Here is a 15,150-nt window from a genome sequence, read left to right on the forward strand (position 1 = left end):
AGGTTCCGCGTGCCCTGGGGGCACGGGACCGCACCTTACCCGGCGGTTCGGAACCCGTCAGCCGTCCCGTCGTACCTTGACGATCATCCTGCGGCGCCGCCACAGCACGATCGGCACCGCGCCCGCGAGCCCCACGGCCGACGGGGCCATCGAGGCCGCCGCGCCCAGCCCCGGCTGGTCGAAGGTGCCCGGCACCGACAGGGTGGACCAGCGGTCGATCGGCCAGGCGACGACGATCGCGCGCCCGACGACATCGTTCACCGAGACCGTGCCGTTGTGCAGATTCTGGTGGTAGCGGGAGTCCAGCGAGTCCTGACGGTGGTCACCCATCACCCAGATCCGGCCCTTGGGCACCGTGATCGGGCCGAACGGCTTCTCGTCACAGGGCGTGTTCCCGGGGAAGATATAGGGCTCGTCCAGCGGCTTGCCGTTGACGACGACCTTGCCGCCGCGCTTGCACCAGACCGTGTCCCCTCCGACCGCGATGACCCGCTTGATCAGGTCCTTCTCCTCCGCCGACGGCATCAGGCCGATAAAGCTGAGCCCCTTCTGGATGCCGTCGGCGATCGGGCCCGAGCTCTTCTGCTGCGTCTCGCCGAGCCAGCCGCCCGGGTCGTGGAAGACGACCACCTCGCCGCGCTCCGGCTTGGAGCCGAACCACGGCGTGAGCTTGTCCACCAGCACCCGGTCGCCCCGCTGCAGGGTGTCCTGCATCGAGTCGGACGGGATCGAGAACGCCTGCACCAGGAAGGTCTTGATCAGCAGCGCGAGAAGCAGTGCGATGCCGACCAGGATCGGCAGCTCCTTCCAGAAGGAGCGCACCTTCCGTTGCTTGCCGGTGCTCCGCTTCGCTCCCGGCCCGTCCTGCGAGCCGGAGGGATCCGCCTCGCCGGGGTCGCCCGGGGCGCCGGGCGACCCCGGCGTATCAGCCGTCTCGTCCGTGGGGGCACCGGTTTCGGGCGCCGCGGCCGCCCCGTCCCCGGGGTCCTGACTCCCCGTCCGGGGCTGCCTCTCGGGCTCTTCGTGACCGGATCGTGTGCCGACCGCCAAATCCCCCACATCCACTCCTCACGCCTGACTGCCGCCTGCCCCATGCACGGCGCAGGACCACCACTCCCATAACGAGCGGGAGTTCCGCAGGGGTCGGGAGCTGGACCATTCCTTGCTGATCCATGGGGGACACCTTATGCGGCGAGCCTGCCGTCTGTGTCGCCCCACTCGGCGCGTCCTGCACGGACGCATACGTTCCGGGCTCCTCGAGCCGCCGCATGTGTCCGAACGGCCAGGCGATCACCACGGCGCGGCCGACCACGCTGCTGTCCGAGACGGTGCCCTGATAGGGCTCGTCCAGATGCACCCGGGAATCCGCCGAGTTGGAACGGTGATCGCCCATCACAAAGATCCGCCCCTTCGGGACGGTCACCTTGAACTCCCGCTGCGACGGCGGGTTTCCCGGGTGCAGATACGGTTCGTTCAGCGGGGTCCCGTTGACCGTGACCTTGCCGTTCGTATCGCAGCACGCGACCGTGTCGCCGCCGACCGCGACCACCCGCTTGATCAGATCCTGTTCATCCGAGGACGGCAGCAGACCGATGAAGGTCAGAAACTCCTTGCCCTGCTTGATGACCGGCGGATCGTCCTTGGCCGGCTTGCGCTCGTCGTCCAGCCAGCCCCCGGGGTCCTTGAACACCACCACATCGCCACGCTCCGACTTCGAGCCGAACCACGGGGTGAACTTGTCCACCAGCACCCGGTCGCCGATCCGGATCGTCTGCTCCATCGAGCCGGACGGAATCACGAACGCCTGCACCAGGAAGGTCTTCAGGACCAGCGCGATCACCAGCGCCACGCCCACCAGGATCGGGATCTCCTTGACGGCCGAGCGACGCCGCCTGCGCTTGATACGGCGCTGGATCCTGCGCCGCTCCGCGCGCCCGCCCACCCGGCGCTCCCCCGGCAGACGCGGCTGCTCCTCGCCGAGCGCCAGGCCCCCGCGCCGCGTACCGGTCCGAGGCCGGCCGCGGCTACCCATGAGCGGCGCCCGGGTCGGCGTCATGTATGCCGCGCGGCTCCGCGGGCACGCCCGCGAAGGCGTCCGGCCGGCGCAGCTGGGACCAGCGGCCGGTGGGCCAGCCGATCCAGTCGGCGCGCCCGATCACCTTGTCGACGGGGACCGTGCCCCCGCCCGGCGCGCCGAGATGGTCGCGTGAGTCCCGGGAGTCGCCGCGGTGATCGCCCATCACCCACAGCCGTCCCTCCGGCACTACGATGTCGAAGGGCACCCGCGAGGGGGCGTCCCCCGGGTACAGGTAGTCCTCGTCCACCGGCTGACCGTTCACCTCGATCCTCCCCCGCTTGTCGCAGCAGGTGACCCGGTCACCGCCGACGCCCACCACGCGCTTGATGTAGTCGGACTCGGCCGGCTCGGCCAGTCCGACCGCCGCGGCCGCTCTGCGCAGCACACCGGTCACCGGGTTCCCGGACGCCTCCTCCTCGCGGAAGGAGCCGGTGCCGTCGAACACGACAACGTCGCCGCGGCGCGGATCGTCCCCGAAACGGTATGCGAGCTTGTTCACCAGCACCCGGTCCCCGGGGCGGAGGGTGTTCTCCATCGAGCCGCTGGGGATCAGAAACGGCTGCATCACCAGACCGCTCACCAGCAGTACAAGCACGGCGCAGGCCGTCGCCAGCAGCGCCGCCCGCCGCCATGGCCCGCCCCCGGTCAGCCACGCGCGCATCCGCGCCCACGGAGCCGGTGCGGGGGAAGCCGGCGCATGCGAAGAGCGCGACCGCTCCTCGTGCTCCTTCTCGGAGCAGGAGCGGTCGCGCTCCGCGAGCTGTCCTTGGGTGTCCATCGGGCCAGAGCCTATCCGCCCCGGCCGGATCATCCTGCGGTAGCTCAGTAGTCGCGCAAAACTGGGCGCGAACTCAGTTGTGGCGCTTCTCCTTGATCTTCGCGGCCTTGCCGCGGAGGTCACGCAGGTAGTAGAGCTTCGCACGACGCACATCACCGCGGGTGACCAGCTCGATCTTCTCGACGATCGGGGTGTGCACCGGGAACGTGCGCTCGACGCCGACGCTGAAGCTCACCTTGCGGACGGTGAAGGTCTCCCGCACGCCGGAGCCCTGGCGGCGGATCACGACGCCCTTGAACTGCTGGACACGGGAGCGGTTGCCCTCGATGACGCGGACGTGCACGTTGACCGTGTCGCCGGGGCGAAAGGTCGGGATGTCGCTGCGCAGCGACGCGGAGTCGACGGTGTCGAGCAGGTGAGACATGATCGTCTGCTTTCCTCGCCGATGCCACAGGTCATCAGCGGAATATCGGGTGATGATTCGGAGTGCCGCCCTCGTCGGACGGGCGTCGATCCCCCTGTGGCAGGGGCGCGCGCCCGGACGTACGGCAGCGGCCTATTCTTCCACGGCTCCGTCCGACCGCCCAAATCGGGCTCCCTCGTCGGACCCGGTCGCCTCCCAGCCCAGCTCGGCCAGGAGGGCGCGGTCGTGCTTGTCCAGCGCCGCCGGGTCGCAGCGCTCGATCAGATCGGGGCGCATCTCGCAGGTGCGGCGGAACGCCTCGTCCCGGCGCCAGCGCGCGATCTTGCCGTGATGGCCGCTGACCAGGACCTCCGGTATGGAGCGGCCACGCCACTCGGGGGGCTTGGTGTAGACGGGCCCCTCCAGCAGGTCGGCCATCGCGCCGGGGGCGAAGGAGTCGTCGCGGTGCGACTCGGCGTTCCCCAGGACCCCCGGCAGCAGCCGGGCCACGGCCTCGGTGATCACCAGGACCGCGGCCTCCCCGCCGGCCAGGACATAGTCGCCGATCGAGACCTCATGGACCTCGAGCCGCTCCCCGTACTCCTCGATCACCCGCCGGTCGATGCCCTCGTAGCGCGCGGGCGCGAAGATCAGCCAGGGACGCTCGGAGAGCTCGACCGCGAGGGTCTGGGTGAACGGTCGGCCGCTCGGGGTCGGGACGACCAGCGTCGGCTTCGCCAGCCCCTCGCCCTCCCCCGACGCGATGATCGCGTCCAGCGCCTCGCCCCAGGGCTCGGGCTTCATCACCATGCCCGGACCGCCGCCGTACGGGGTGTCGTCGACCGTGTTGTGCCGGTCGTGCGTCCAGACGCGCAGATCGTGGACGCGTACGTCCAGCTGACCGCGGGCGCGCGCCTTGCCGACCAGCGAGACGTTCAGCGGCTCCAGATACTCCGGGAAGATCGTGACGACGTCGAGCCTCATGACGACGCGTCCTCACGGCCGCTCGCGATCTCGGCGTCGGCCTCGTCCAGCAGCCCGGGCGGCGGGTCGATGACCGCGCGCTGCGCCTCCAGATCGATCTCAGGCACCACCTCGGAGACGAACGGGATCATCGCCTCGCTGCCGTCGGGGCGCCGGACGATCAGCAGATCCTGGTACGGCAGATGGGAGATCTCGGAGATCCGGCCCACCTCCGTGCCGTCCACGGTGACCACATCGAGATCGATCAGCTGGTGGTCGTAGAACTCCTCGGGGTCCTCGGGGACCTCCGTGGGGTCGACCTCCGCGATCAGCAGGATGTTACGCAGCGCCTCCGCACCCGTACGGTCCGTCACGCCCTCGAACCGCAGCAGCAGCCGGCCGCTGTGCACCCGGCCGGTCTCGATGGTCAGGGGCCCGGCCGAGGCGGGCTCGGTGGCCAGCACGGCGCCCGGGGCGAGCCTCAGCTCCGGCTCGTCCGTACGCACCTCGACGGTGACCTCACCCTTGATGCCATGGGCACGGCCGATCCGCGCGACAACCAACTGCACTATGCGATGTCCCTTCACACACACGGGCCGGGGACGGCCCAAGGCCGTCCCCGGCCCGTGCCGGTGCTCTTCTTGATCGCCTCAGCGGACCTGATCCACGTCGACGAGGTCGACGCGGATCCCGCGGCCGCCGATGGCGCCCACGACGGTACGCAGAGCGCGCGCGGTGCGGCCGTTACGGCCGATCACCTTGCCGAGGTCCTCGGGGTGCACCCGGACCTCCAGCACACGCCCACGACGCAGATCGCGCGAGGCGACCTGCACGTCGTCGGGATTGTCGACGATGCCCTTCACCAGGTGCTCGAGGGCTTCCTCGAGCATCCTCAGGCCTCGGTCGACGCGGTGGACTCAGCGGCCTCGGCCGCCTCGTCCGACTTCTTCTCCGCCTTCTTCGCCTTCTGGGTGATCGCCTCACCCTTCGGCTCGTCACCGGCGTCCTTGGCAGCGGCCTCGAAGAGGGCGCGCTTGTCGGCCTTCGGCTCGGCGACCTTCATCGGAGCCGGGGCGGGCAGACCCTTGAACTTCTGCCAGTCGCCGGTGACCTTGAGGATGGCGAGGACCGGCTCGGTCGGCTGCGCACCGACCTTCAGCCAGTACTGCGCACGCTCCGAGTCGACCTCGATGCGCGACGGGTTCTGCACCGGGTGGTACAGGCCGATCTCCTCGATGGCCCGGCCGTCACGGCGGGTACGGGAGTCGGCGACGACGATGCGGTAGTGAGGCGAACGGATCTTGCCCAGACGCTTCAGCTTGATCTTGACTGCCACGGAAGTGGTGTCTCCTGGTCTTGACGTGGTTGAGCACAACGAAGTGCCGCGTGGGGTTGCGGTACCCGAGTGCCCGATGGACGCGTCAGCCGGAGGAGAGAGGGGTCCTGGTCGGCTGTCGAGTACAGCGGACCATTCTGCCACACCGCGGCCGGTCAGCCGACCGCGGCCACCTCCGGGATACGGAAGGGCTTCCCGCATCCACCGCACATGATCGGCGCCTGGGCCAGCACCGACGGGACGACGCGGACATTGCGCCCGCATTCGCACACCGCCTTGACCCGGACGCCGCCACCGGACGAACCGTGCCGCGCGGCGGGCCCGCGGAAGGTGCGCGAGGTGTCGGCGGCGGTCGCGACGGTGTGCGCCTTGAGCGCCCGCTGGAGACGGTCGATCGTGGTCCGGTACCGCTTTCTCGCCTCGGGACTGAGGGTGACCAGCGAGAAGCCACTGCTGGGATGCGGCTCCTCGGAATGGTCGAGCCCCAGCTCCTCGGCGATCGCCAGGAACCGGCGGTTGTGGTAGCGGCCGGCGCGCGAGGTGTCACGGACACCGCGAGCGGCGGCGATGCCATGGACTGCCTCATGCAGCAGCCGTTCGAAGGAGAGCTCGGCGCCACACGCGGACGACGACTCTCCGATCAGCGATTCGGGCGCGGCAAGATCCGGCAGCTCGGGGTGGTGCCGTTGAATATCGGCCCACGCCTGTGCCAGCTCTGCGGCGAGAACAGGTGGTGTCGTGCTCACGTCGTGCTAACGAGCAGGGCCCGCCCGGTGTTCCGATTCCGGGGCATCCCAAATAATTTGCACGTACCAGTCAGTTCACGCTGATGTGCCACGACGAGGGCGGGTGCGTAAATGTATGGATGAGCCACGCACCGCGCCCCAAGGCGGTACGTACCGGTTCAGTAGGCGCGAGCGACAAAGGCGACGTTACCGGGCGCGTCATCGGAGTCCGGCACCGCCCCGTCCTCGGTGACCAGACACCGCACCGATACGGACTGCTCGGCGAGCGCCGCCTCGCCCTCCGGGCCCAGATCCGCCCACCGGATGCGCGCCCAGCCGCCCGCCGCCGCGGCCTCGGCCGCCTCCTGGACGCTCGTCACATCCGTAGTACGGGCCTCACGGCGCTCCCGCGCCTGGCGCAGCAGCAGCGCCTGGTCCTCCTCCAGGACCTTGGGCAGCAGCCCGGCCAGCAGCTCGGTGCGGACCGGCTCCTTGCCGCCCGGGATCCGCCGCGCCACCATCGCGGTGCCGCCCTCCAGATCCCGCGGGCCGACCTCGACCCGGACCGGGATCCCCTTGAGCTCCCAGTCGACCGCGCGCCGGCCGAAGGGGGTGTCCGTACGGTCGTCGACCCGGACCCGCACCCCCGCCGCCGTCAGCGCCTCGCCGATCTCGCGGACCTTGGCGAGCACCGCCTCATCGCCCTTGATCGCCATCACCACGACCTGGACCGGGGCCAGCCGCGGCGGGACCCGCAGCCCGTTGTCGTCACCGTGCATCATCACCAGCGCGCCGACCATCCGGGTCGTGCTGCCCCAGGAGGTCTGCCAGACCAGCTCCTGCGTGCCGTCCTTGGACAGATAGGTCGTATTGAAGGCGCGGGCGAAGTTCTGGCCGAGCTCATGGCTGGTGCCGAGCTGAAGCGCCTTGCCGTCGCCCATCATCCCCTCAAGCGTGAGGGTGTTGAGGGCGCCCGCGAAGCGCTCCTTGGCGGTCTTGCGGCCCAGGACGACGTCCATCGCCAGGACGTTCTCCATGAAGTCGGCGTAGACGTCGCGGTGGATGCGGGCGGCGAAGTCCCGGGCGTCCTCGTAGGTGGCGTGGGCGGTGTGGCCCTCCTGCCAGAGGAATTCGGTCGTCCGCAGGAAGAGCCGCGGCCGCAGCTCCCAACGCACCACATTGGCCCACTGGTTGATCAGCAGCGGCAGATCGCGGTAGCTCTGCACCCACTTGGAGAAGTACTCGTTGACGATCGTCTCGGAGGTGGGCCGGACGACGACCGGCTCCTCGAGCTCCTTGCCGCCGCCGTGCGTGACGACCGCGAGCTCCGGTGCGAAGCCCTCGACGTGATCGGCTTCCCTCGTCAGATAGGACTGCGGGATGAAGAGCGGGAAGTACGCGTTCTCAGCGCCCGCCGCCTTGATCCGGGCGTCCATGTCCTGCTGCATCCGCTCCCACAGCCCGTACCCGTACGGTCGGATCACCATGGTGCCGCGCACCGGACCGTTATCGGCCAGCTCGGCCTTGTTGATCACGTCCTGGTACCAGCGGGGGAAATCCTCCACCCGGGGGGTGAGCACGGGAGCCTTTGCCATGGCGCCGATCGTACGGCGACGACGCACAGAACCGTGAATCGAATAAAAGGGGCGAGGGCGACCGGGGGCGGTCCGGGGAGCAGGGCGAACACAAGGGCGTGCGGGGGCGCACAAAAGGGGCACGCAAGCACGGCCGTGAAACCTCTGGACGCGGGGACGGATGGGGAGTTCTCTGGCATACGGGGGTGGACGCCACAGCGCACGACGGCGGATGTGAACCGGATCTGACGACGGCACTTCTCTTTCGCTGATTGGGGCCCTTTGATGACATCAACGCTCGTACGGCGGCACCTCCCGCATCCCTCCATCTCGCGCGCGGCCGACCCCCACGCCCGCGCCCGCGACTGGGCGGAGATCCAGGAACGGATGCTGGTGCCGCTGTACGAGGCCGTCTACGCACGGCTGGACATCGGCGCCGGAACCCGGCTGCTCGGCCTGGGCTGCGGCTCGGGCCTGGCCCTCCTCATGGCGGCAGCGCGCGGCGCGGCCGTCTGCGGGGTCGACAGGGACGAGCGGCGCCTGGACCTCGCCCATGAGCGGCTGACGCCCCCGGGCGCGCCGCCCCGGGGCGACACCGCGCACCCCGCGCCACGGCTGGGACTCGGCGGCCCGGAGAGCGCCTGTGTACGCGAGGCGGGCCCGGAGGCCGGGGCGGGCTTCACCGTGGTGACCGCTTTCGAGCCACTGCCCACCCCGGGCACGGGCCCCGCGGTGGCCTCGGCGGCCGCCACACTCGCGGCCGCCGGCGCGCTCACCGAGCGCGGCGGCGCCGTGGTGCTCGTCGGCTGGGGCCCACCGGAGCGGTGCGCCACCTCCGCCGTCCTACGGGTGGGCGCGCGGCTGGCGGACTCGATGTGCGCCCCGGCCCGCTGGCGGCCGTGCGGCCGGGACGACCTGGAGGAGCTGGCCGAGCGGGCCGGGCTGCGACCGGACGGCTCGGGCCGGGTGGCCTGCCCGTTCGGCTACGCCGATATGGACAGCGCGGTGCGCGGGCTGCTGTCGACCGGGCTGTTCGACGCGGCGGAGCGGGCCACCGACCCGACCCAGGTGGCCAAGGAGATCGCCGAGGCGGTCCACCCGCATCAGCGCGCGGACGGCACGGTGTGGATGCCGAACGTTTTCCGCTACCTGATTGCCCGGGCGTGAGCCCGGCCCACCCGTGACCCGCATGGCCGCGCGCTCGTGGGAGCACACGCCCGACGGCGACACGGCTTGTGCTCCGCCCTCGCGGAGATGAACCGCGCGGGCGGACAGCGGATCGGCAGCCCGGTGGACTGTCGCTCCCCGCGACTGCGGGGTTGCCCGGGCGGGGCGCCTGCGTGCGCCCCGCCCGAAGCGTCACTTCGGGGGAAGGAAGTTCTTGAACTCCTGCGGGAGTTCGAAGTTCTCCGCTTCCTCTCCCCCGTCAGGCAGGCCGAACGCGCCGCCCTGCTCCCGGCGCGCTGCGGCTTCCTGCTCCTGCTGTGCTCGCTTCAGGGGGTTTCCGCTGCGCTGGCGCCCCTTGGCCTTCTTCTGCGGCTTGCCCTTGCGCTTGGCACCGCCGCCCATGCCCGGCATGCCCGGCATCCCTGGCATACCCGGCATACCGCCCTGGGCCATCTTCGACATCATCTTGCGCGCGTCGAAGAACCGCTCCACCAGGTTCTTGACCGCGCTCACCTCGACGCCGGAGCCGCGCGCGATACGGGCGCGGCGCGAGCCGTTGATGATGTGGGGGTCCTGGCGCTCGGCGGGCGTCATCGACTTGATGATGGCCGCGGTACGGTCCACGTCCCGCTCGTCCAGATTGTTGATCTGGTCCTTCATCTGGGCCATGCCCGGCAGCATCCCGAGCAGCTTGGAGATGGAGCCCATCTTGCGGACCTGCTCCATCTGCGCCAGGAAGTCGTCGAGCGTGAACTCCTTCGGCCCCTTCGCCAGCTTGGCCGCCATCTTCTCGGCCTCTTGCTGGCTGAAGGTCTGCTCGGCCTTCTCGATCAGGCTGAGCATGTCGCCCATGCCGAGGATGCGGGACGCCATGCGGTCCGGGTGGAACGCGTCGAAGTCGTCCAGCTTCTCGCCGTTGGAGGCGAACATGATCTGGCGGCCGGTGACATGCGCGATGGACAGCGCGGCACCGCCGCGCGCGTCGCCGTCGAGCTTGGAGAGCACCACGCCGTCGAAGCCGACGCCGTCGCGGAACGCCTCGGCGGTGTTCACCGCGTCCTGGCCGATCATCGCGTCGACGACGAAGAGGACCTCGTCCGGGCGGACCGCGTCGCGGATGTCCGCCGCCTGCCGCATCAGCTCCTCGTCGATGCCGAGGCGGCCGGCGGTGTCGACGATCACGACGTCGTGCTGCTTGGTCTTGGCGAACTCGATCGAGTCCTGGGCCACCTTCACCGGGTCGCCGACGCCGTTGCCGGGCTCCGGGGCGAAGACCGCGACGCCGGCGCGCTCGGCGACCACCGAGAGCTGGTTGACGGCGTTGGGGCGCTGGAGGTCACACGCGACCAGCAGCGGGGCGTGGCCCTGGCTCTTCAGCCAGCGGCCGAGCTTTCCGGCGAGCGTGGTCTTACCGGAGCCCTGCAGACCCGCGAGCATGATCACGGTCGGCGGCTGCTTGGCGAAGCGGAGCCGGCGGGACTCGCCACCGAGGATGCCGACGAGCTCCTCGTTGACGATCTTGATGACCTGCTGGGCCGGGTTCAGCGCATGGGAGACCTCGGCGCCGAGCGAGCGTTCCTTGATCTGCTTGATGAAGGCCCGCACGACGGGCAGCGCGACATCCGCTTCGAGCAGGGCGATGCGGATCTCGCGCGCCGTGGTGTCGATGTCGGCCTCGGAGAGGCGGCCCTTGCCCCGGAGGTTCTTGAAAGTCGCTGCGAGGCGATCGGAGAGGGTATCGAACACGGTGGTCGCGAATCCTTCGGTCGGATGTCGGTCTGCGGTCGGCCTCCAAGGGTATCCGCCCGCCGAGCGTACGGTCTTCCCCCGTGCCGCGGCCGCTCCCCTTCACCCCTGTCGCAGGGCCCCCTCGACCTCCTGGGCCACCTCCGCCGCGCGCGTCGGCTTCAGGGGTGCCCCGCTCGTATCGGTGACGTAGAAGGCGTCCACCGCGTTCGCGCCGAGCGTGGAGACATGGGCGCTGCGCACCGCCACTGCGGCGTCCTCCAGGGCCCGGCCGATGCGGTGCAGCAGACCGGGCACGTCCTGGGCGCGGACCTCGACCACCGTGGCGAGCTCGGAGCTGCCGGGCGCGATGGTGACCCGCGGTGGCGGGGCGTGCACCCCGCGGCGGCGCGGATACTTCCGGTACGCCGCCTCGCGCTCCGCGAGCCGGGCGACGATGTCGAGCGAACCGTCCAGGGCCCGCAGCAGATCGTTCCGCAGCCGCGCGGCCTGCGGCAGCGAGCCGTACTCGGCCGCCACCCGCCAGCTCAGCAGCAGGACGCCGGCGGCCTTGCCCGCGTCGGCCGGCCCCTCCAGCTCCGCCGGCAGCCCAACCGCGCGCAGATCCGCCGCCCGCACCGTGAGCCGGTGCAGGGCCAGCACCCCGGCAGCCGCCGGGAGGACGCCGGGCTGGTCGGGGACGGCGATCAGCAGCTCGACGCCGACCGGCTCCGATCCGGTCGGCTCCTCGGCCTCCGGCGGCCCCTCGACGCCCGCCGGGAGGATGGCGGTCTTCCCGGGCGGCAGCGCCTCCGACCGCGCGTGCAGGGCCAGCACGGGGCCGCCGGTGCGCCAGGCCTCGATCGCGAGCCGCTCCTGCTCGGCCGTCGTCTGCTGCGGGGCGGTCGAGTCCGCCGCCGGCTCGCCCGCGAGGACGGCCGCGACCCGCTTGACCAGATCGGCGACGATCGAGCCGCGCCAGGCGCTCCACGCGGCGGGTCCGGTGGCGAGCGCGTCGGCTTCGGTGAGGGCGTGCAGCAGCTCCAGGGTGACCGGGCTGCCCACGGCCTCGGCGACCGAGCGCACCGTGGCCGGATCGTCCAGGTCGCGGCGGGTGGCGGTCTCGATGAGCAGCAGATGGTGGCGTACGAGGGTGGCGAGGACGGCGACGTCCGCGCGGTCGAAGCCGATCCGGGCGGCCACGTCGCGGGCGATGGTCTCCCCGGCCACCGAGTGGTCGCCGGGCCAGCCCTTGCCGATGTCGTGCAGCAGCGCGGCGACCAGCAGCAGATCGGGGCGGCCGACGCGGCGGCTGAGGGCGCTGGCCCGTACGGCGGTCTCGACGAGATGCCGGTCGACGGTCCAGCGGTGCACGGGGTTGCGCTGGGGGCGGCAGCGCACCCGCTCCCAGTCCGGCAGCAGCCGGGTGATCAGCCCCTCGGCCTCCAGGGCCTCCCAGACCTCCACGGTGGACTCGCCGGCGCCCAGCAGCGTGATCAGCTGCTCCCGGGCCTCGGGCGGCCATGGCACGGGCAGCGGCCGCGCCGCGGCGGCCAGCCGCCGTACGGCGTGCAGCGAGAGCGGCAGACCGGCCTGGGCGGCGGCCGCGGCGGCCCGCAGGGGGAGCACGGGGTCGCGCTCGGGACGCGCGGCGCGGGCCAGCACCACCTCGCCGCCCTGTTCGACGACGCCCTCGGCGAGCGGGCTGCGCTCCCCCGCGTCCGTGCCGCTCCCGGCGCCCGCCCGGCCGCCGCGCCCGCGGAGCAGTCCGCGCAGCCGCGGCCGGGCCGCCGAGCGGGCCCGCAGCACCCGTTCGACCTCGCGCCAGGTGACATCGCTCGCGTACGAGACGGTCCGCGCGGACTCGTAGACCTGGCGCAGCAGGGTGTCGGCGTCCAGCAGCCCGAGCGCGGCCGCGACCTGGTCCTGCTCCTGGAGCGCGAGCCGGTCGGTGGCGCGGCCGGTGGCCAGATGGAGCGCGTCGCGGGCGTCCAGCAGGCGCCGGCGCGCGTCGTCGAGGCCCTCGCGGGGCGCGTCGGCGAGCCAGGAGGCGGCGATGGCGCGCAGCGCGGTGGCGTCGCGCAGCCCGCCGCGGGCCTCCTTCAGATCGGGTTCGAGGAGGAACTGGAGCTCGCCGTGGCGCTGGCCGCGCTCCTGGCACAGTTCGTGCAGTTCGGGCAGGCGCCGGGGGGCCTGGGTCCGCCAGTCGGCGAGGACGGCGGTGCGTAGCCCTGCGGTGAGGGCGGCGTCGCCCGCGATATGGCGGGCGTCGAGCAGGCCGAGCTGGACCTTGAGGTCTTCGCCCGCGGTCTTGCGGGCCTCGTCGGGGGTGCGTACGGAGTGGTCCAGGGCCAGGCCCATGTCCCACACGGGATACCAGACGTGGTCGGCGAGCGAGGCGAGGGCGGAGGAGCCGGCGGTGCCGTCGTGCAGCAGCAGCACATCGAGGTCGCTGCGTGGGGACAGCTCGCCGCGTCCGTAGCCGCCGACCGCGACCAGTGCGACGCCCTGCCCGATCCCGGCGGTCCCGGCGCCGCCGGTGAGCAGCGCGGCGAGCCAGTGGTCGGTGAGCTCGGCGAGGGCGGAACGGCGCGGCGGCCCGGACCGCGACCCCTCCTGGAGGAGTCGCAGCCGGGCCGCCGCGTAGCCGCCGGGCCCCGAGTCGGTGGTCTCAGTCGTGGTCCGGGCGCGTTCCGTCAACTCGGCTCCCTGTCGTGCCGTGGCCGTCCGGTGGTCTGGGCCCTCAGAGGGCGTCCGGTCCGCGCTCGCCGGTGCGGACCCGGACCGCGGTCTCGACGGGGACGCTCCATACCTTGCCGTCCCCGATCTTGCCCGTGCGGGCGGCCTTGACCACGACGTCGATGAGGTCGTCGGCGTCGTCGTCCTCGGCCAGCACCTCTATGCGGACCTTGGGCACCAGGTCGACGGTGTATTCCGCGCCCCGGTAGACCTCGGTGTGGCCGCGCTGGCGCCCGTAGCCGCTGGCCTCGGTGACGGTCAGACCCTGGACGCCGAACGCCTGCAGCGCCTCCTTGATCTCCTCGAGCCGGTGCGGCTTCACTACTGCCGTGATGAGCTTCACGCGTCCACCTTCTTGTTCTGCGGCGCGGTCGCGCCGGTCGCGGCCTGACTGGCGGCGGGCACCGTACTACGGGGCGATCCGCCGACCGCGCTGAAGTCGTAGGCCGTCTCGGCGTGGAACGCCTGGTCGATGCCGCTGATCTCGTCGTCCTCGTCGGCCCGGAAGCCGATGGTGACGTGGATCAGCTTGGCGAGGATCCAGGAGACGACGAAGGAGTAGGCCAGCACCGTGAAGGCGCCGAGGGCCTGCTTGCCCAGCTGGCTCATGCCGCCGACGCCATCGGTGGCAAGGACGCCGACGAGGAGGGTGCCGATGAGACCGCCGACCAGGTGCACGCCGACCACGTCGAGCGAGTCGTCGTAGCCCAGCTTGTACTTGAGGCTGACGGCCCAGGAGCAGACGACGCCCGCGACGAGGCCGATCACGATGGCGCCCCGGGCGTCGACCGCCGCGCCGGAGGGGGTGATGGCGACGAGGCCCGCGACCGCGCCGGAGGCGGCGCCCAGCGTGGTGAACGCGCCGTGCCGGATGCGCTCGTAGGCGAGCCAGCCGAGCATCGCCACGCCGGTGGCGATCTGGGTGTTGAAGGCCATGTTGGCGGCGGTCTCATCGGCGGACAGGGCGGAGCCGGCGTTGAAGCCGAACCAGCCGAACCACAGCAGACCGGAGCCCAGCATCACCAGCGGAAGGTTGTGGGGACGCATCGGGTCCTTCTTGAAGCCGATGCGCTTGCCGAGCACCAGGGCCACGGCGAGTCCGGCGGCGCCCGCGTTGATGTGGACCGCCGTGCCGCCCGCGAAGTCGATCACTTCCTTCTTGAACAGCCAGCCGTCGGCCTGCCACACCCAGTGCGCGACGGGGAAGTAGACGACCGAGACCCACAGGGTGATGAACAGCGACCACGCGCCGAACTTGACGCGGTCGGCGACGGCTCCGCTGATCAGCGCGGGGGTGATCACCGCGAACATCAGCTGGAAGAGCGCGAAGGCCATGACCGGCACCGCGTCGGGCTTCTCACCCCACAGGGAGGTCGGCTCGATGCCCTTGAAGCCGATGTGGTCGAGGTTGCCCAGCAGTCCGCTGCCGATGTCGTCGCCGAAGGTGAGCGAGTAACCGAACAGCACCCACAGCAGTGAAACGATGCCCAGCGAGATGAAGGACATCATCAGCATGTTGAGGGCGCTCTTCACTCGCACCATGCCGCCGTAGAAGAAAGCCAGGCCAGGGGTCATCAGCATCACGAGTGCGGCGCTGATCAATACGAACGCGGTATTTGCGCCATTCAAGGTGGACGTCTCCTCGCAACGACGGCCCGTGCGG

15 protein-coding genes are annotated in these 15,150 nt (G+C 71.3%); 1 reads left to right on the forward strand and 14 read right to left on the reverse strand.

Annotation, left to right across the window (positions count from 1 at the left end; all coding sequences use genetic code 11):
• Positions 1-57: 57 nt before the first annotated feature.
• From lepB (ABZS71_RS19605) to proS, 10 genes are all read right to left on the reverse strand, one after another.
• Positions 58-822 carry a signal peptidase I gene (lepB, locus tag ABZS71_RS19605; protein ID WP_356211705.1) on the reverse strand — a complete coding sequence of 255 codons (765 nt, stop codon included), beginning with the start codon at positions 820-822 and terminating at the stop codon, positions 58-60.
• Between the two features lie 103 nt (positions 823-925).
• Positions 926-2,032, reverse strand: coding sequence for a signal peptidase I (gene lepB, locus ABZS71_RS19610; protein ID WP_356211707.1), 1,107 nt, complete (start codon positions 2,030-2,032; stop codon positions 926-928).
• Complete coding sequence (gene lepB / locus ABZS71_RS19615; protein ID WP_356211709.1) at positions 2,025-2,855, reverse strand: signal peptidase I; 831 nt, start codon at positions 2,853-2,855, stop codon at positions 2,025-2,027. Before lepB (ABZS71_RS19615) ends, lepB (ABZS71_RS19610) begins: the two co-directional genes overlap by 8 nt.
• A gap of 73 nt (positions 2,856-2,928) precedes the next feature.
• Positions 2,929-3,279, reverse strand: coding sequence for a 50S ribosomal protein L19 (gene rplS / locus ABZS71_RS19620; protein WP_355846361.1), 351 nt, complete (start codon positions 3,277-3,279; stop codon positions 2,929-2,931).
• Positions 3,280-3,411: 132 nt separating this feature from the next.
• Entirely contained in the window at positions 3,412-4,242 is an 831-nt protein-coding gene (gene trmD / locus ABZS71_RS19625) for a tRNA (guanosine(37)-N1)-methyltransferase TrmD (protein WP_356211712.1), read from the reverse strand.
• Positions 4,239-4,790 (reverse strand): ribosome maturation factor RimM, encoded by a 552-nt coding sequence (rimM, locus tag ABZS71_RS19630; protein WP_356211715.1) that lies wholly within the window; start codon positions 4,788-4,790, stop codon positions 4,239-4,241. Before rimM ends, trmD begins: the two co-directional genes overlap by 4 nt.
• Positions 4,791-4,871: 81 nt before the next feature.
• A complete protein-coding gene (locus ABZS71_RS19635) occupies positions 4,872-5,111 on the reverse strand; it encodes an RNA-binding protein (RefSeq protein WP_014048589.1) in 240 nt (79 codons plus the stop codon).
• A gap of 2 nt (positions 5,112-5,113) precedes the next feature.
• Positions 5,114-5,557, reverse strand: a complete 444-nt coding sequence (gene rpsP / locus ABZS71_RS19640) for a 30S ribosomal protein S16 (RefSeq protein ID WP_355846352.1) — start codon at positions 5,555-5,557, stop codon at positions 5,114-5,116.
• Positions 5,558-5,712: 155 nt separating this feature from the next.
• On the reverse strand, positions 5,713-6,303 hold the full coding sequence (locus tag ABZS71_RS19645; RefSeq protein WP_355846349.1) for a hypothetical protein: 591 nt from the start codon (positions 6,301-6,303) through the stop codon (positions 5,713-5,715).
• Between the two features lie 158 nt (positions 6,304-6,461).
• Positions 6,462-7,877, reverse strand: a complete 1,416-nt coding sequence (gene proS / locus ABZS71_RS19650) for a proline--tRNA ligase (protein WP_356211717.1) — start codon at positions 7,875-7,877, stop codon at positions 6,462-6,464.
• Positions 7,878-8,141: 264 nt separating this feature from the next.
• Between proS and ABZS71_RS19655 the strand changes: the two genes are divergently transcribed.
• Entirely contained in the window at positions 8,142-9,023 is an 882-nt protein-coding gene (locus ABZS71_RS19655; protein WP_355846343.1) for an SAM-dependent methyltransferase, read from the forward strand.
• Between the two features lie 192 nt (positions 9,024-9,215).
• Here the strand turns inward: ABZS71_RS19655 and ffh are convergent, their stop codons facing one another.
• The 4 genes from ffh to ABZS71_RS19675 form a co-directional block, all read right to left on the reverse strand.
• Positions 9,216-10,769 carry a signal recognition particle protein gene (gene ffh / locus ABZS71_RS19660; protein WP_355846340.1) on the reverse strand — a complete coding sequence of 518 codons (1,554 nt, stop codon included), beginning with the start codon at positions 10,767-10,769 and terminating at the stop codon, positions 9,216-9,218.
• Between the two features lie 102 nt (positions 10,770-10,871).
• A complete protein-coding gene (locus ABZS71_RS19665) occupies positions 10,872-13,448 on the reverse strand; it encodes a [protein-PII] uridylyltransferase (RefSeq protein ID WP_356211719.1) in 2,577 nt (858 codons plus the stop codon).
• Positions 13,449-13,491: 43 nt separating this feature from the next.
• Entirely contained in the window at positions 13,492-13,830 is a 339-nt protein-coding gene (locus tag ABZS71_RS19670; RefSeq protein ID WP_355846334.1) for a P-II family nitrogen regulator, read from the reverse strand.
• On the reverse strand, positions 13,827-15,116 hold the full coding sequence (locus ABZS71_RS19675; protein WP_356211722.1) for an ammonium transporter: 1,290 nt from the start codon (positions 15,114-15,116) through the stop codon (positions 13,827-13,829). Before ABZS71_RS19675 ends, ABZS71_RS19670 begins: the two co-directional genes overlap by 4 nt.
• Positions 15,117-15,150 lie beyond the last annotated feature (34 nt).

This window comes from Streptomyces sp. NPDC005393, from assembly GCF_040606675.1.
GTDB lineage: Bacteria > Actinomycetota > Actinomycetes > Streptomycetales > Streptomycetaceae > Streptomyces.

Excerpts from the sequence above, each read along its gene's own strand:
- lepB (WP_356211707.1), bottom strand. The coding sequence starts at position 2,032 with ATGGGTAGCCGCGGCCGGCCTCGGACCGGTACGCGGCGCGGGGGCCTG.
- lepB (WP_356211709.1), bottom strand. The coding sequence starts at position 2,855 with ATGGACACCCAAGGACAGCTCGCGGAGCGCGACCGCTCCTGCTCCGAG.
- rplS (WP_355846361.1), bottom strand. The coding sequence starts at position 3,279 with ATGTCTCACCTGCTCGACACCGTCGACTCCGCGTCGCTGCGCAGCGAC.
- trmD (WP_356211712.1), bottom strand. The coding sequence starts at position 4,242 with ATGAGGCTCGACGTCGTCACGATCTTCCCGGAGTATCTGGAGCCGCTG.
- ABZS71_RS19635 (WP_014048589.1), bottom strand. The coding sequence starts at position 5,111 with ATGCTCGAGGAAGCCCTCGAGCACCTGGTGAAGGGCATCGTCGACAAT.
- proS (WP_356211717.1), bottom strand. The coding sequence starts at position 7,877 with ATGGCAAAGGCTCCCGTGCTCACCCCCCGGGTGGAGGATTTCCCCCGC.
- ABZS71_RS19655 (WP_355846343.1), top strand. The coding sequence starts at position 8,142 with ATGACATCAACGCTCGTACGGCGGCACCTCCCGCATCCCTCCATCTCG.